This is a genomic window from Bradyrhizobium sp. (genome assembly GCF_030654605.1).
Lineage (GTDB): Bacteria > Pseudomonadota > Alphaproteobacteria > Rhizobiales > Xanthobacteraceae > Bradyrhizobium.
The window spans coordinates 1-15,763 of record NZ_JAURXB010000283.1 but is presented as its reverse complement, the minus strand read 5'-3'; the positions used below and the strand labels follow the sequence as shown (position 1 = coordinate 15,763).

Sequence of the window (15,763 nt, the reverse complement as noted above, 5' to 3'; positions counted from 1 at the left end):
CATGCTTCGAGACGCTCGCGTCGCTCGCTCCTCAGCATGAGGTTGTGGCGTTTCAACAAGGTAAACCTCATCCTGAGGAGCGGCGTCTTCGCCGCGTCTCGAAGGATGGCAGCAACACGGACTTATGATTCCAGGTACTAGGCCGATCAGCCCCTTCAACCTGCCGACGCTCGCTCCCCGCGAACGATGGCTGCAGCTCCGGTTCGTACCGCCCCTTAACCTGAACTTAGGGTTAAACTGCAAGCATTTTTGACCAGTCCCGCCGACGATAGGTCAAACCTCGTGCTCCAGCAGTTGCGCCGCCATTATTGCTTCGCAAGACGCGCTGCATTCGCAGCATCGTCCGCGATCTTGCTGTTGGGGCTGGGTGGCTGCCAGACCGCCGGTACTTCCGACATCACGGGGTCGCTGGGGGAGAAGCCCGAAGCAAGTCGCGCCGCCGACCCGCGGCGCGACCTGGAAGGTTCACGCGATCGTTTTCGCGCCAATCCGAAAGATATCGACGCGGCGCTGCAATATGGCAGGGCGCTACGCGCCACGGGACAGAAGTCCCAGGCCGTAGCCGTGCTCGAGCAGGCCACCCTTGCTCATCCCAGCAACAAGGCGCTGCTCGCCGGCTATGGGCGGGCGCTGGCGGACAACGGCAATTTTCAACGGGCCTTCGACATCCTCACCCGCGCCCATACCCCCGACGATCCGGATTGGCGGATTCTTTCGGCTCAGGGTGCGGTGCTCGATCAGCTCGGCCGATACGAGGAAGCGCGGCAATACTACGCAAGCGCGCTGAAGATCGCGCCCGAAGAACCTTCCGTGCTGTCCAATCTCGGCCTGTCCTACGTCCTCGCCAAAAATCTGCCCAGGGCGGAGGAGATCATGCGCCGCGCCAACAGCCGTCCGGATGCGGATCGGCGCGTGCGGCTGAATTTGGCGCTGGTGGTCGGCCTGCAGGGCAGACTCGCCGATGCTGAAACCATTGTGAAGGCCGATCGGCCGGCCGACGAAGCCGCGGCGGATGTCGCCGATCTCAAGCGATTGCTGGCCCGCAAGGGCGCACGCGCGGATGCAGGCAAGCTGCCGGTGGCAGCTGCCGGGCGCCGCGACTGAGCCACTGACGGAGCCCCGGCGAAAGATATCGTCGCCGAAACGCCGTCTACCCTGCCCGCAGCTTCCTGATGAGCGGCGCCAGGAACGAGCCCTTCGGCTTCCTGGTCTCGCCGCGGCCGGTCAGCTGCCGCGCGATCTGCAGAAACATCTTGGTGGTGCGGTGATTGGCGGAAATTTCCGCGATCATCTGGCCGTTGTTGGCGGCCGTGCCGAACATGCGCGAATCGAATGGAATGGAAGCGATCGGCGGACTCTCGATCGCCTTGGCGAATTCGCCTGTCGTGATTTCCGGTCGCTTGTGCATGCCGACCTGGTTGAGACAATACAGCGGCGGCCGGTCGTTGGGCCGCGCCGTCTTCAGCATGCTCAGCATGTTCTTGGTGTTGCGCAAATTGGCGAGATCCGGCTCGGCGACCACCAGGATGTCATCGGCGCCGACCAGAACGCGCTTGGTCCAGCCCGACCACTGGTGCGGAACGTCCAGCACGATGCAGGGCGTGGTCATGCGCAGCGTATCGAAGATCGCATCGAAGGCGTCGGCGCCGAGGTCGTAGACCCGCTCCAGCGATGCCGGCGCCGCCAGCAGGCTGAGATTGTCGGTGCACTTCGCCAGCAGGCGGTCGACGAAGGACGTATCGGGCCGGTCGGGCGAGAAGATCGCATTGGCGATCCCCTGCAACGGGTCCTTGTTGTAATCGAGTCCGGCGGTGCCGAACGCGAGGTCGAGATCGATGACGACGGAATCCAGCTGGAGGTCGCGGGCGATCGCCCAGGCCACATTGTGCGCGACGGTGGACGCGCCGACGCCGCCCTTGGCGCCGACGACGGCGATGATACGCCCGACGGCCACGGCCTCCGACGCCGAAAACAGGCTGCAGACCGAGCGCACCACATCGAGCGGAACGACCGGACCGATGACGTAATCGCTGACACCGCGACGCACCAGTTCGCGGTAGGGCGCGGCATCGTGCGCGGTGCCGATCACGACGACGCGGGTTCCGGGATCGCACACCGATGCGAGGTCATCGAGGCCGGCAAGAATATCGCTGCCGCCTTCGGTTTCCAGAATGATCACGTTCGGCGTCGGTACCGTGCGATAGTTCTCGATGGCGGTCGCCACGCCGCCCATCTGGACGGTGAGATGCGCCTTGCCGAGACGGCGGTCTTCGGCCGCCGCTTTCACGGCGAGAGCGGTCGTCACCGACTCGCAAAAGGCCTGCACCGACACGCGCGGCGCCGGAGCGATATAGTCGTCCGCGTGCGGCGCCGGTTGATTTTCGGGAAGTCCAGTGGCGGTTGTCATTTGCCTGTATCGCTGAGTTTGGCTTTGTCGGATTCGGGATAGTTGGTCGCCGTCGAGGTACCCTTGCGATACTTCTCGAACGCCTCCGTGCGTCGCGCCGTATAGGCGGCAGTCTCGGATCTCGGCTGTTCGAGGTCCGCCGGATTGTCGATCATTGCGGCGAGGTTGCGCTGGTTCGCACAACCGAAATTGTGATACGGCCGGTTTTCGCTGTAGCCCTTGTTCAGGGTCGAGGGTCCGAGATCCTCCGGCCACAGGCCGCAGGGGCCGGCGACCGCCGAGATTTTCGGGTAGCTCAGCCTGATGGTCGCCAGCGTGCGGGGATCGTCCGGACGGTAGCGATGCAGCCTGACGCCGCGTGCCGGCACACCGCCCGCCGCCAGCGTCGCCCGGATTTCCTGCGCGGTCGACGCCGCGGCCCGGGCGTTCGGGGTGTCGACCGGCACATCCACCACGATCGCACCGGTGCCTTCGCGAACCCAGGTCCGCGCCAATCCCATGACGTCGGCGCGCTGCGCAGCGGACAGGCCGCCGCGTCCCTGCCCGACGAAGACGACGATCGAGGTGTCGGCTTCCTGAACCGCAATCGGATGGTTCTGCCGGTAGTCGTAGGGCACGCTCGCCGTCGTCACGACTTCCGCACCGGTGTAGGTGCAGGCTCCCAGCGCGACCGAGAGGCCGGCCAGCGCGCCCAGCAGGCGCAGGGTGCGAACGCGATCGCGCGGTGTTCTGTTCGTCATCGTTTTGTCCTCGTCCCGCAAACGCCGGGCACCGCGTCAGTCAATGATGAAGCCAAAATTGCTCGGGGAGCCGCTGGCCATTTCGGCGCGGCCGGCGACGCCGTAAATCCGGTTGATCTGCGCCAGCAGGGTCGATTGCGAATCCGACGCCGGGGCAAATCCGTCGTCAGGACGCGACAGCTCTTTCTGCGCGACCGCCCGAACCACATAGGGCGTCACCAGGACCATCAGTTCGGTCTGGTTGTTGATGAAATCCTGGCTCCGGAACAGCGCGCCGAGGACGGGCAAGGAGTCGAGGCCGGGAATTCCGTTGACCGCCTGCTTGGTCTTTTCCTGGATCAGGCCGGCCATCGCAATCGAGCCGCCGGAGGGGATTTCGAGCGTGGTTTCGGCACGACGGGTCTTGATGGAGGGAATCGTCGTTCCACCGGCACCGCCGGTCAAGGCGTTTTCGGTCGAGACTTCCGACACTTCGGTCATCACCCGCAGGCTGATCCGCCCCTCGCTCAGCACCACCGGGGTGAAGTTGAGCGAGATGCCGAATTTCTTGTAGCTGACCGTCTGGACGCATTGTCCGATCCCGCCCCCCGCTATCGGCTGGCAGGTCACGCCGGTCGGAATGGGAAATTCGCCGCCCGAGATGAATGTCGCGGATTCGCCGGAGATCGCCGTCAGATTGGGTTCGGCGAGAGTCCGCACGACGCCGGCGCTCTCCATCGCGCGAAGCGTCGCCTGCACCGACGGGCTCGAGCCGAACGCCGCGGCAAGCCCATTGCCCGGGACCAGCGGTCCACTGTTGGCGGTGAACGGGTTGGTGTTGTTGAATTGCACGACCGTGGTGCCGGAGTTCATGCTGGCAGAGAGATCGACGCCCATCTGTTTGACGATGTCCCGCCGCACTTCCGCGACCGTGACCTTCAGCATCACCTGATCGCGGCCCTTGACGACGATCGAATTGACGACCTTGTCGGGACCACCGACCAGCCTTGCTGCGAGGTCACCCGCCTGCTGCGCCTCGATCGGAGTGGATACCGTGCCGGTCAGCATGACGCCGTCGCCGACGCCCTCGATCTGGATTCCCGGGGTATGCCGCAGCGCGGCGCGCACGCCGTTGAGATCGCGCTTGACCGCGATGTCATAGGCCGCGACCTGCTGGCCCGCGGCATCGAAGAACACCACGTTGGTCTGACCGACCGCGGCGCCGATGATGTAGGCGCGCTGCGCCGAGCGCACCACCGCGTTCGCAATCTTGGGATCGGCGACCAGCACATCCTTGACCTCGCGCGGCAAGTCGATGATCACGGATTTGCCGATGCCGAGCGCCAGGAAACGTTGCCTGGTCGATGCGATGGTGGCGACCGGCGACACCAGCGGCGCCTGCTCGCCGACCGGCGCCGGCACCGCTTCGTCGGCGGCAAAAGCCGGCGTCAAAACCGGATCGAGCGTCAGCGCGGCTGCGGCCGACAACGAAAGCGCGCCGGCCATCAAGGTCCGCATTGCCAGCTGATTTCTGCTGTATTTCATATCGAGCGTCCTTCGGTCACTTCTGTGTCGTCGTCGCGCTGAGGACGCCGTAGCGAACCACATTGATACCCGCGCCCTTTTTGAGAGCGGCAGAATCCTCGGTGATGTTCTCGACCACGTTGAGGTCGGCGATGCTGCGCAACGCCAGCGCCAGCGTCCCGCTCTGGCGCGAGCGCGCCAGCGTCTCGGCCTGCTCGGGCTTCAGCTCGAGCGTGACGGTCTTGCCGATCACGGCGTTCTGGCCGTCTTTTTCCTTCGGCGCCTGATCGATCGCGAGCACGCGGACATTGCTCAGGATGATTTCGGAGTTGACGACGTCGGCGCCGTTCTTGTCGGCGCCCTTCTCGCGCCTGGACAGGATCACGTCGACGCGGTCGTTCGGCAGGATGAAGCCGCCGGCGCCGGACTCCGGCGAAATTTCGGTGGAAATGGCGCGCATGCCGGTGGGCAGGATCGCCGCCATGAAGCCGGATCCGTCGGCCCTGACCAGCTTCTGCTCCCGGATCGGTTCGCCGGCGATGAAGGGCGCGCGCGCGATTGACCCCGCCACCTGCGTGGTGGCATCAGGGCGTTCGCCGCGGCGAATGAAGCCGTTGCTGGTCGACGAGGCCGGCCATGTCTGCCATTGCAGGTCGCCTGGCTTGAGCGACTGGCCGAGGCCGATGTCGGCTCCGGCGACGAGAACCTCGACCGTCGGCATCTGGGCCGCCGGTTCGGCCGCGACGGTTTTCTTGTCGGTCCCGCTCGCGAGGTAGGCGGCAATGCCACCGGCACCGAGAGCGATTGTCAGGACCACAATGCGAGCGGTATTCATACGCTTTACGATCTACTTTTACGCCGGACGACTGAACTGCAGTGGGATGACGCCGTCTCCTCCAGCCATGACTAGGCAGTAAAGGTATAAGCGAACTTGAGGGTTCAGGGAGTTTGGCGAAAGACCGCGGGGATTTGTCCTCATGGTGAACGGGGCGTTCATGGTGAAGAAGACGTTACCCTCGACGCGAGTCCGTAAAACTATGGAGATCTGCGCGCCCTCGCGCGTGGCGGCTTCCGCGATAACGCGCGGGCACCGGATGCGGAGGCGCTGACCCCGCGGTGCGCGCCGATCGGCGGGAATTTTCGAACGGCGCCGCCGGTGCGCACCGCCTGACCGGCCGTTCGAAGGCATGAACTGCAAAGAAAACCGGCGGCACACTGAATTTCAGTGGCCGCCGGCATCAGGTTACGAATCCGCCCGGGAAGGCGGACGTGCGATTACTTCAGCGAAGTATTGATATCGGTGAACTTGGTGTTCAGGTTGGTGCCGAGGCCGTTGACCACGGCGATGATCGCCAGCGAAATGCCGGCTGCGATCAGGCCGTATTCGATGGCCGTGGCACCGGACTCGTCATTCAGAAATTTCAAAATTGAACGCTTCATGTGATGCTTTCTCTCTCGCTATGGGGTTCTGCTCCACCAGTTCCCTCGAAGGAACCCTATTGCGAAAATTTCTAAGCTTGGATGAAGCGAATTAGTGCAAATTCCTCGAATATTGCGCGCAAGTTGTGTAGCAAATTGTCTCGATTGCCGTCCCGGCCCGGATCCGATCATCCCGGGAATATCGTGATCATGGAGACGCCTGGCGGCCGGTTGAGGCAATATTAAAGCCGTGGTCCGGGGCGGGCGATATTGACATCGCGGTTCGAAAATTGGCGTAATCCTTTAACTTTGCTTCCGATTTGTATTGAAGGTGATTCATGCTTCGCCGCGCCTTGATTGCCCTTGTTGCCGTCGCTGCGGCAGCCCTGCCCGCAACCTCCCTGGCCTACGAGTTCAAGCCGAAGACACCGGAAACCGCGTTCTCCAAGAAAGCGCGCCCGGATATTCTGGGCATCTCCGCGGATTCCTCGGCGGCATCCGCACGGGCGATCCTCGAATCGTCGTTCAAGGGGCGCGGCAAGGCGGATATCCAGGAGCAGAAATTCGGGGGTACCGCCCTCAGCTATACCGCCGCGATGGTCTTCACCCTTCCCTCCGATCCGAAGCAGACCGGCGAAGTGCTTTCGTCGAGCTTCTCCGCGCCGGCCAGCGCCAACCTCGCTTATTTCGTCGACCGAAACCTGACATTTGCGCTGGACCAGCAGCCTTCCAGGGCCGAGCTGGTCAAGCAGGTCATGGACAAATACGGCGCGCCGACCATCGTCGGCAGCCAGCATTTGTATTATTTCTATCGCAAGGGCTCGATCATGTCGGTCGGCGCCAAATACAAGGAAGCGGCGGCGCTGGAGGCGGTCGACCGGCCGCTCGACCCCAAAATGGCGCTCAAGCTGAACGACAGCAATGGCCGCGGCAGTTGCGTGGCAATGGTGAAGCGCGCGCTGGCCAGGGAAAAGAACCTCGCCGCCATGCTGGGCGAGGCCAAGGCCGCCAATTGCGACGGCGCGCTGAGCGTGGAGCTGACGCCGGGCGCCACGCCGGATCGGGTCGGCAAGGCGCAGTTCACGCTGATGGATTTCAAGCGCATGATCAGCGCGGCCAGGATCGACGCCGATGCGCTCGCCGCGGAACAGGGCGAGCGCAATCCGCAGCCAAAGGCCAGCGCGCCGAAACTGTAGCGCAAGATTCTGAAGCCTGAGTGACGAGGCTTCATCTTCACCTCTCCCCGCTTGCGGGGAGAGGTCGGATCACATCGCAGATGTGATCCGGGTGAGGGGGTACAGGTCAATCGATTGACACCAGTTCGCGGAGAGTCCCCCTCACCCCGACCCTCTCCCCGCAAGCGGGGTGAGGGAGAAGGCTGCCGCTACCGTTGCGCAGCCAACCAGGCCTCGCGCAGCTGGCGCTTCATCACCTTGCCGTTGGCATTGCGCGGCAACGGCTCCAAAGTGAGCTCCATCGTCTCCGGCACCTTGTAGTCCGACAGCCGCTCGGCGCACCAGGCGCGCAGCGCTTCGGCGCCGACGCCATCGCCGCGGGTCACGATCACAGCATGCACCCGCTCGCCCAGCACCGGGCACGGCCTGGCGATGATGGCGCTCTCGACCACGCTGGCGTGGCCTGAAAGCACGGACTCGACTTCGGCGGAGTAGATTTTCAGGCCGCCGCGGTTGATCATGTCCTTCTGACGGTCGAACACGCGCACGAAATTTTCATCGTCGATCGAGCCGAGATCGCCGGAATGCCAGAAGCCGCCGGTAAAACTCTCGGCCGTGGCTTTCGGATTATTCCAGTAGCCCTTGATGACCGACGCCGAGCGGATCCAGATCTCGCCGATCTCGCCGCGCGGCAGCTCATGGCCGCCGGCGTCCATCACGACGATATCGGCGCCGGGACACGGCAGCCCGACGCTGTCGATATGGCTGGCGGTCAGTTCGCCGGGCATCATGGTGGACGGCGACGTGGTCTCGGTCGCGCCATAGCAGTTCGCGAGCTTCAGGCCGGGAATTTTCACCGCCAGTCTTTCGATCGTGGCGATCGGCATCGGCGCGCCGCCAAAGCCGCCGATCCGCCAGCTCGACAGATCGGTGCTGTCGAAATCCGGCTGCAGCAGGCAGAGATTGTACATCGCCGGAACCATCACGGTGTAGGTGACGCGCTCGCGCGCCGCGACCTTGAGATATTCCGCGGCCTTGAATTCGGGCATGATGATCAGCGCGCCGGCGCAGCGGACCATGGTCATGATATTGGCGACCACACCGGTGACATGTCCGAGCGGCACGGCCGCGATAGAGCGATCGGCCGCGGTGAGCTCGAGGCACGACACGAACACCATGGCCGAATGGATGACGTTGCAATGCGCCAGCATCGCGCCCTTCGGCTTCCCCGTTGTCCCCGAGGTATAGAGGATCATCGCGGTGTCTTCCTCGCCGACATCGGCCGGCGCCGGCAAAGGCGCGTGGCCGGTCAGCGACGAAAACTGCGACACGCGCGGATCATCGTCGACCGCGATACGATGCACGAGATCGGGAACGTCACGGCCGTCCGGCAGACGGTCGGCCAAACCGGCTTCGTGAATCAGGACCCTGGCGCCGCAGTCGGTCAGCACATAGGCGATCTCGGGCTTCTGCTGGCGGGTGCCGAGCAAGACCGTCACCAGCCCCGCATGCGCCGCGGCGAATACCGTCAGCGCGAATTCGATGTGGTTGCCGAGCAGCACGGCGACGCGGTCGCCGCTCTGCAGGCCGAGCTTTTGAAACCCGGCCGCGATCTCCGCGGACCGCTTTATCGCTTCGCGCCAGCTCAACCGCCGCTCACCGCAGACCAGCGCTTCGCCGTCAGGATTTCGCGCGGCGGCATCCGCGATCATCGCCCAGATGCTGTTCGGCCGCGCGCAGAATGCCGGCACCACGCGGTCGCCGAAGCGCGCCTCGAGCCGCATGGCGGGAATGGAGTGTTGCGACCAGTCCATCGCGCCGCTCCGTATCAGTTTTTGGTCTTCATGCCGTAGACATGCTCCGGCCCCGGGAAGGCGCGCGAGCGCACGTCGGTGGCATAGCCCTCGATCGCGGCTTCGATCATCGGCCCGAGATTGCCGTAGCGGCGGACGAATTTCGGCGTCCGCGCCGACAGGCCAAGCATGTCCTCCAGCACCAGCACCTGGCCGTCGCAGGCAGCACTTGCGCCGATGCCGATGGTGGGGATGGCGATGGTTTCGGTGATCTTCCGGGCCAGGGGCTCGGCGACCGCCTCGACCACGACCGAGAAGGCACCGGCTTGCGAGATCGCCTTCGCGTCATTCTCGATCGGCTCCCAGCTGCCCTCCTCGCGGCCCTGGGCGCGAAACGAGCCGAGCGTGTTGATCGACTGCGGCGTCAACCCGATATGCCCCATCACGGGAATGCCGCGTTCGACCAGAAACGCGACAGTCTCCGCCATCCGCTCGCCGCCTTCGAGCTTGACGGCGCCGCAATGGGTCTCCTTCAGGATCCGCACCGCCGCATGAAACGCCTGCTCTTTCGAGGCTTCATAGGAGCCGAAGGGCATGTCGACCACGACCAGCGCATGCTGCGAACCGCGCATCACGGCGTGGCCCTGCAGGATCATCATCTCCAGCGTCACCGGCACCGTGGTCTCGAAACCGTGCATCACATTCCCAAGGGAATCGCCGACCAGGATGACGTCGCAATAGCGATCGACCAAAGCGGCGGTATGGGCGTGATACGAGGTCAGCATCACGATCGGTTCGCCGTTCTTGCGGGCGCGGATATCCGGCGCGGTCTTGCGCCTGATGGTCGACTGCACTGACACTTATTCAGCCTCCTACGACGGGAGCGCCGATCACGACGGGGTGGAACGCGAACGCCAGCGCCAGATAGGCGACAAAACCGACCGCCGCTGCGATCAGGTCGTTGCTCATACCGCCGACCGGGATTGGTGGTCCGCCCGGGTCGGTGCGATGCTTCAGCGAGATCCGGTCGAACACCGCCCATCCCAGGAACGAGCCGAACAGGATGATCGAACCAAGATCGCCATTGGCGAGCAGATGCGCCGCCGCCCATAGTTTTACGCCGGTCAGCATCGGATGCTTCAGCGTGGTGTAGATACGGCCGCGTATATAGGACGCCACCACCAGGATGACGGCAGGCAGCATCAGCGCCGCCACCAGGTGCTTCATGGCGGCCGGCGGATACCAGACGTCGATCCAGCCGGTCGCACGGTATTTGGCAAAACCCCAGACGATCAGCGCGAGACCCACGGCCGAGACCAGCGAATAGCCGATCTTGTAGCCGCCCTCGCCCGTCGAGGCGATCAGGCGCGCCCGCAAGCTCCGCTGCGTGGTCAGCGTGTGGACGCCGATGAACAGCACGAGGCCCAGGATCATCACCGAAAGTCCCATGACGTTTCCTCCGTGGCAGGGACGCTGTTGTTACCTTCGGGTAACACTTTTGCGGTCAGGGCCGCAATGCGGGATCGCCGACCCACCCGTCATTCCGGGGCGCGCGAAGCGCGAACCCGGAACCTGGAGCTCGTTTCGCGAGTCTTCGTCCGATGTCGAGATTCCGGGTCTGGCCCTTCGGGCCATCCCGGAATGACGGTGTAGTTCGAATCTGTCTACCGCCCGCGGCTAACGTTCCGGAGATCACGTTCCCGGGTGAGCTCGATGTTCAGAGAAACCTTGCCGATAGCCTACGATGCACCCGCCGAACTCAAGAAATGGCCGTCACTGGGCAATCAAAGGCTCAATGGCAGCCGCCAGCCCTATCTGGTCTATAATGGCACGCTGGCGCAGTTGCATCCAGCAATTGCCGACCGTGCGACGAAGCGAACATTGGTGCCGGCAGAGATCCGCACTCAAGCTGTGACCACAGCGAAGGCCGAGAGTTTTTCTACTTCATGGATTGGGCGCAGACCTGCCATTGCAAGCGGTATCCATTGTAACTCCTTGACCTAATGCCGATATACGGAAACACTCGTGTAACGTGTAGGTTTGGGGGGACCATGCCGGCATCAGACGAGAGCAAGGGCATTGCCCTTGAGGTTAGGTATTCGACTGGCCGGCCGGTAGAGTTGGCGGATCTGGGCGAGAGCTTCCGCGCGCTTGGCAAGCAATACGAGAACTTCGTACACCGGCATGGCTTCGAGCAGCCGGGTAACGCGAGGCTCTATGTCTCCGAGGTTCGAACGGGCAGTATCATCATCCTTTTGAAGAGTCTCCTTGAGCAGGGTTCGATGGTGCTCAAGGACATTGACGTACTCGCCGGTTTCATGACGAACCTTTACGACCTTATCGAGTACTTCCGGACTCAAAAATCCAAGCCTCCGGCGGAGATTACCCGCGATGACGCGACGAGGCTCTCGCGCATTGTGGAGCCCACCGCTAAAGACGGTTCGGGCGCGATCAGCTTTACTTTCATCGGCAACACAGCGCCCATCGCCATAACCAATAACATCATAATCAACAACGAGACCGCCAACGCGATACAGAACAATGTACGGCGATTCCTCGGGCCCGCTATCCCCGATCCCGGCTCCTTCCAACGCGAGGTTCTCTACCTTGAGCAGATGCGCGGCGACCCTAAGTCTAAGGTTGGCGATCGGGGCATTATCGAGCGCTTCTCGACAAAGCCGGTGAAGCTTCATTTCATGACGCCAGAATCTAAGGCCGCGGTCCTCGACCGCCCCTACCCGTTCAAGGTGGCTCATGTCATCGACGGGCAAGTGAGCACCGCGAAAGGCGAGCCTGCGCTTTATAAGGTGACGAATGTTCACGAAACACTTGGCACGACCAGCAAACAAAAGCCGGCAAAAAAGCCTGCAAAACGCGCAACCGCTGGCCGGACGAAGAAGAAGCGCGTTTAGTGCTCGCGATTGAAATCCAAGATGAGAGCGGCCCCGTCTGGGCTGTCTGGGTGCTGATAAGGGCGGGGCCGCATGGGCACGCTGCGGGAACGCTACCCCATGCAACTAATTCGCATTGTCGGACTTGTTCCACCGCGTCGGGAGGGGGAGTTCAACTATCGAATTTTGAAAAGCCGCTCCGATCTCTTGCCTGTTTCAAAAACGGCCCTTACAATCCACGCCTGTTCAAAAGTTGGTCGGCAACCACTGCGGTACGGCGTATGCAAAATTACGACTATCCTCCGCCTTCGTTGAATGTCGAATTCAGGTCACGTTCTGAAGAGACTGCGCGCAGATCCGGGCGCATGTTTGTGCTCGCAATTGGGTTTCTGTTGGCCACCCAAGTCCAAGTAAGCGCGCAATGGAAGTTCAATCCAATACCGTCATTGAATCCGAAAGAGCAGTTCGACCGCGATCGCAAAGGGGCAGAAGAAATACTGAAGAAGCCATTCGAACTTCCGAAACACATCCTGGATGCTGGGAACGTCTGCAAGCAGGCAGACAACGTGCGGAAAACAGTTAATCAAGCGCGAGATCAATTCGCTTCAGCTTTAGGGACCGTTCCAATCCCGAAGGAAGGGATTGTGCTTTTTGACATTCGTACAGACGGGAACTTCACCTACAACGCACAGGCGGGCTCCGCCGGATACAAGCTTACTCTGCCGTTTGGCGCGGAGGTAGACAAAGCAAAGGTCAAATCGAACTCAGAGGGACACTTCAGCGCACCTCCGCTCGACGTGAAGAAAATTGTGGCTGGAATGGGCTTCGTAAAGATCGAACCGGGTAAGGGTTACGATCAGTGGGCCGACCCTCGTAGGCGCGTTGCGAACAAGTACGTTTACGTGGCATCGAAGCGTTTTGTTGACGCAATATCTGAATCGCGAGTGGCGCAAGAAGTTGGTTGGGCCATCTTTACCGCCGGGAGCACGGTCGAGGGTTCGGTTGCGACGCTCAAGGAACAGCTTATTCTTGAGTGGTCGGATATTGTGGCTTGGCTTCAACGGGCGGGCGAGGAAAACGCGCCGGAGATTGCACGTAAGATTATAGAAGACCTGTTCGCGCTTGCGGGCCCGAGAATCGATAAACTTGAATTTGACACAAGCAAAATGTTCAAGTTACCGAATCTTTCTGATTACGGCTTAGAGCTAAAGTTTGATTTGCCTGAATATGAATATTCCGCGTCGCTTCCTTTTCTCAAACAATTTGAGCCAGTCCTGTCTCTCCTTGGGTATATGGGGAGGTTGCCCAAGAAACAATTCCAGGAAAAGCACTTAGGATTTTCGATTTCGCTGACAACGAAGCGGGATGTCGACGCTGGGTACATTGCCATGTTCCAGACATTCACCTCTCAAATCGCGAATGGTCCGAGCCAAATGATCACGGACTTCCTTGATAAACTTCCGGGAGGGAACGCCGTCGAGTTGAAGAAGATTTCGCAAGACCTGGATTTTTCGAAATCCATAAGGGCGTTGTTTAAACCTCTTTCTTCTAACATCGCGGCTGAGCTAGAAAAACGTCACAAGGGGAACGGCATTTTCGACTTCACTGACAGTCAAGCGTCGAAGAACATTGAACAGCTTTTGAGAGCATTTGCCATAGGTAAGGAAGGACAGGCGACCGTCAAGAGACTTCTGGTAGACGCAGCGCAAGCTTCTGTTTTGGTCGACTTTGACTTGCGTCACAAGCATCGGCTTACGAAGAAGGAGATATTGGAAGCGCTTGGCAAGGGCCAAAAAGCAACAGATTGGCCGTTCGACAAAGCCAAAGATGCCTGCAAGTTAGTGCAGGATAGCTGCAAAAACGATATTGCCCGCCTGGCACCGTTTCCAGTTTGCGGCATAAAGACTGACGCTGGTCAATTAAACCCTCTCCCTGCCCAAGCCATTGCAATCATGAGCGATGCGTCCATTGCACAGACGCCCACATTGGTTGGGGGTGATCCGACGCCAACCAGCACTCCAAAGCAGTATGACGCTGCTGGGTTGAAGTTGCCGATTTGGTGCGTGCTGGCCCACCAGTCCTTCACGTTTGAGGTGACATTGGACGGCGTAGTGCGGGGACTTACAGGAAAATTCTCTGGCTTTGCTCGACGGGCCGAAAGTGGCAACATCGTCTTCAGAGCACATCGTTCGGCGGACCTCTTTCAATTGAAGTTGCCCTTTACCGAGGCTGTCACTGGAATTATTAATCTAAAGGGCGACCTCGCCGTTCAGGATTTTGACAGAGCGAGTTTTGCGGGAAGATGCAGATCGGTTCTGTGATAACATTGTTTTGCGACGCGAAAGCACTGGGGTTTCGAGCTGGCCGCGGACTCGGCCAAGTGCACATGACAGCCGTAAGTAGCGGGATGGCTCTTCCTGCAGATTAACTGGGTCTTTTCGTCCTTGCGACGCTATGACTCGCAGTCGCCCGGCGAGCCAGCGCGGAGACATTTTAGAGTCACTTCTCCGAGCAATTCAATTAGTTGGTCGATTCAATTCGCGATTATCGACGTAGCGGATCGCGATCGGCCGCCCGGCGATGGCGCCGCCGAGGTTGCCGGTGAATTTCAGCGGCGCGCAGGCTTTGAGCGAGGCGTTGATGGCCTTCAGGTAGGTCGCCCGGACCTCCGCAGGTGCCCCCGCCGTGGCATAGGTCACGCGCGGAGTTCCAATGATCTCGCCGGACCGTTTGAAACTGAAGCGCACCGACATCTGCATGCCCTCGCGCGCCGAGGAGGCCTCCGGCGGCGACCAGCAGGACCGCAGCGCCGCGAACAGGTCGCCGATGCTGTCGAGGTCGTGGCCGGGCTTCCGGTATTTGGCGGCTGCGCCCGGCGACGGCGAGCTTTCGATCGTCAGCTGCAGATTCTGGCCATAGGGATAGTCGATCTCGGGAATGCAGGGGCCGTCATTGAACACGCTGCAGAACGACGGCGTACAGGGTTGCCCGTCCAGCACGCTGCAAGGCGCATGCGAAAACGGCGTGGCGTCGAGCGGACGCCGCTGCTGGGCATCGGCAGTTCCGGCACTGGCGACCGCCGCCATGGCCATGATGAGAGAGAAAACGACGCGCCGGCGCATGAGACGGACCCACCGAGACAGGGCAATACCATAGATAGTGCGTCACCCAGAACTGTCATCATCCGCCAACGGATCGCCGGTTTGGAAATAGATTTTCAAAACATGCTTGGCAGCCGAGGAGCAATTTCCTGTGCAAATTCAACAAATCCAACCCGACGGGCAAATCACTTCCGATTATCGGAAGTACGTGTCAAGCCCCTCCGATAAAAATATTCTGTTTTTCAGAATTAGAAAGTTGCGCTATATCTATCCGCATCCCGTTCCATTCGGAGGGGCGTTTCGCGAACGTCACGAACGTGGGGATGGGCTGCGGTGGACGCGACGGCGCGCGAGACGGGCGATGCCGAAGCGGACGGCGAAGTCGTGTGGTTCCGACACCCCAAAGGCAGGTGTCAAGTTCGCGTCAAGGCGCGGGCGACGGTGGCAAAAGTGCAGGGCTCACCGAGGAGAGCACGTATAAGCCTTAAACCACTGCGCAGGGAAAGCCGGATGCCTCCGCTTCACCTGTATGCTCGTGTGCCGCCTACCTCTACCCTAATGCACACGAGACCGCGGGTGCAGCGCGCACCCGGCTTTCCCTGCGCCCTCTGAATCTCGAGGGTGAGGAATTGACAGCAAACCTCGGGCGAACCGCGCCGCGAGATCGCGAAGCCGCGTTTGGTACACACCCACAACTGTCGTCACCCGCGAAGGCGGGTGATCCAGTATCCCAG

Annotated in this window: 14 protein-coding genes; 5 read left to right on the top strand and 9 right to left on the bottom strand. The window is 61.4% G+C overall.

The window, feature by feature from the left end; genetic code table 11:
• The first annotated feature begins 282 nt into the window (after positions 1-282).
• Positions 283-1,104 carry a tetratricopeptide repeat protein gene (locus Q7U29_RS26205; RefSeq protein ID WP_304746304.1) on the top strand — a complete coding sequence of 274 codons (822 nt, stop codon included), beginning with the start codon at positions 283-285 and terminating at the stop codon, positions 1,102-1,104.
• Positions 1,105-1,150: 46 nt separating this feature from the next.
• Here the strand turns inward: Q7U29_RS26205 and Q7U29_RS26200 are convergent, their stop codons facing one another.
• The 5 genes from Q7U29_RS26200 to Q7U29_RS26180 all read right to left on the bottom strand — a co-directional run bounded on the left by Q7U29_RS26200 (position 1,151) and on the right by Q7U29_RS26180 (position 6,090).
• Positions 1,151-2,407 carry an AAA family ATPase gene (locus Q7U29_RS26200; RefSeq protein ID WP_304746302.1) on the bottom strand — a complete coding sequence of 419 codons (1,257 nt, stop codon included), beginning with the start codon at positions 2,405-2,407 and terminating at the stop codon, positions 1,151-1,153.
• Positions 2,404-3,147 carry a CpaD family pilus assembly protein gene (locus Q7U29_RS26195; RefSeq protein ID WP_304746300.1) on the bottom strand — a complete coding sequence of 248 codons (744 nt, stop codon included), beginning with the start codon at positions 3,145-3,147 and terminating at the stop codon, positions 2,404-2,406. Before Q7U29_RS26195 ends, Q7U29_RS26200 begins: the two co-directional genes overlap by 4 nt.
• Before the next feature lie 36 nt (positions 3,148-3,183).
• Entirely contained in the window at positions 3,184-4,671 is a 1,488-nt protein-coding gene (locus tag Q7U29_RS26190; RefSeq protein ID WP_304746298.1) for a type II and III secretion system protein family protein, read from the bottom strand.
• Positions 4,672-4,687: 16 nt separating this feature from the next.
• Complete coding sequence (cpaB, locus tag Q7U29_RS26185) at positions 4,688-5,485, bottom strand: Flp pilus assembly protein CpaB (RefSeq protein WP_304746295.1); 798 nt, start codon at positions 5,483-5,485, stop codon at positions 4,688-4,690.
• A gap of 440 nt (positions 5,486-5,925) precedes the next feature.
• Positions 5,926-6,090 (bottom strand): Flp family type IVb pilin, encoded by a 165-nt coding sequence (locus tag Q7U29_RS26180; protein WP_304746294.1) that lies wholly within the window; start codon positions 6,088-6,090, stop codon positions 5,926-5,928.
• Between the two features lie 317 nt (positions 6,091-6,407).
• Here Q7U29_RS26180 and Q7U29_RS26175 point away from each other — a divergent pair, with 317 nt between their 5' ends.
• Complete coding sequence (locus Q7U29_RS26175) at positions 6,408-7,265, top strand: hypothetical protein (RefSeq protein WP_304746292.1); 858 nt, start codon at positions 6,408-6,410, stop codon at positions 7,263-7,265.
• A 188-nt stretch (positions 7,266-7,453) separates the two neighbouring features.
• On the opposite strand, the gene Q7U29_RS26170 is transcribed toward Q7U29_RS26175, so the two are convergent.
• From Q7U29_RS26170 to Q7U29_RS26160, 3 genes are read right to left on the bottom strand one after another with little or no spacing between them, the layout of a single operon-like run.
• Positions 7,454-9,058, bottom strand: coding sequence for a class I adenylate-forming enzyme family protein (locus tag Q7U29_RS26170; RefSeq protein WP_304746290.1), 1,605 nt, complete (start codon positions 9,056-9,058; stop codon positions 7,454-7,456).
• A gap of 14 nt (positions 9,059-9,072) precedes the next feature.
• Complete coding sequence (gene panB, locus Q7U29_RS26165; RefSeq protein ID WP_304746288.1) at positions 9,073-9,897, bottom strand: 3-methyl-2-oxobutanoate hydroxymethyltransferase; 825 nt, start codon at positions 9,895-9,897, stop codon at positions 9,073-9,075.
• Positions 9,898-9,901: 4 nt separating this feature from the next.
• Positions 9,902-10,486: an NnrU family protein gene (locus Q7U29_RS26160; protein ID WP_304746286.1), complete on the bottom strand. Its 585-nt coding sequence runs from the start codon at positions 10,484-10,486 to the stop codon at positions 9,902-9,904.
• Positions 10,487-10,750: 264 nt separating this feature from the next.
• On the opposite strand from Q7U29_RS26160, the gene Q7U29_RS26155 reads away from it, so the two are divergent.
• From Q7U29_RS26155 to Q7U29_RS26145, 3 genes are all read left to right on the top strand, one after another.
• Entirely contained in the window at positions 10,751-11,041 is a 291-nt protein-coding gene (locus Q7U29_RS26155; RefSeq protein ID WP_304746284.1) for a hypothetical protein, read from the top strand.
• Between the two features lie 47 nt (positions 11,042-11,088).
• Entirely contained in the window at positions 11,089-11,949 is an 861-nt protein-coding gene (locus Q7U29_RS26150) for a hypothetical protein (RefSeq protein ID WP_304746282.1), read from the top strand.
• A gap of 344 nt (positions 11,950-12,293) precedes the next feature.
• Positions 12,294-14,249 (top strand): hypothetical protein, encoded by a 1,956-nt coding sequence (locus Q7U29_RS26145; RefSeq protein ID WP_304746280.1) that lies wholly within the window; start codon positions 12,294-12,296, stop codon positions 14,247-14,249.
• Positions 14,250-14,444: 195 nt separating this feature from the next.
• On the opposite strand, the gene Q7U29_RS26140 is transcribed toward Q7U29_RS26145, so the two are convergent.
• Positions 14,445-15,050 carry a hypothetical protein gene (locus Q7U29_RS26140; RefSeq protein WP_304746278.1) on the bottom strand — a complete coding sequence of 202 codons (606 nt, stop codon included), beginning with the start codon at positions 15,048-15,050 and terminating at the stop codon, positions 14,445-14,447.
• Between the last annotated feature and the right edge of the window lie 713 nt (positions 15,051-15,763).

Bases quoted from the DNA above. Each gene is read 5' to 3' on its own strand.
- Q7U29_RS26175 (WP_304746292.1), top strand. From the start codon at position 6,408: ATGCTTCGCCGCGCCTTGATTGCCCTTGTTGCCGTCGCTGCGGCAGCC.
- cpaB (WP_304746295.1), bottom strand. From the start codon at position 5,485: ATGAATACCGCTCGCATTGTGGTCCTGACAATCGCTCTCGGTGCCGGT.
- Q7U29_RS26155 (WP_304746284.1), top strand. From the start codon at position 10,751: ATGTTCAGAGAAACCTTGCCGATAGCCTACGATGCACCCGCCGAACTC.
- Q7U29_RS26140 (WP_304746278.1), bottom strand. From the start codon at position 15,050: ATGCGCCGGCGCGTCGTTTTCTCTCTCATCATGGCCATGGCGGCGGTC.
- Q7U29_RS26160 (WP_304746286.1), bottom strand. From the start codon at position 10,486: ATGGGACTTTCGGTGATGATCCTGGGCCTCGTGCTGTTCATCGGCGTC.
- Q7U29_RS26145 (WP_304746280.1), top strand. From the start codon at position 12,294: ATGTTTGTGCTCGCAATTGGGTTTCTGTTGGCCACCCAAGTCCAAGTA.
- Q7U29_RS26200 (WP_304746302.1), bottom strand. From the start codon at position 2,407: ATGACAACCGCCACTGGACTTCCCGAAAATCAACCGGCGCCGCACGCG.
- Q7U29_RS26170 (WP_304746290.1), bottom strand. From the start codon at position 9,058: ATGGACTGGTCGCAACACTCCATTCCCGCCATGCGGCTCGAGGCGCGC.
- Q7U29_RS26195 (WP_304746300.1), bottom strand. From the start codon at position 3,147: ATGACGAACAGAACACCGCGCGATCGCGTTCGCACCCTGCGCCTGCTG.
- Q7U29_RS26180 (WP_304746294.1), bottom strand. From the start codon at position 6,090: ATGAAGCGTTCAATTTTGAAATTTCTGAATGACGAGTCCGGTGCCACG.
- Q7U29_RS26150 (WP_304746282.1), top strand. From the start codon at position 11,089: ATGCCGGCATCAGACGAGAGCAAGGGCATTGCCCTTGAGGTTAGGTAT.
- Q7U29_RS26190 (WP_304746298.1), bottom strand. From the start codon at position 4,671: ATGAAATACAGCAGAAATCAGCTGGCAATGCGGACCTTGATGGCCGGC.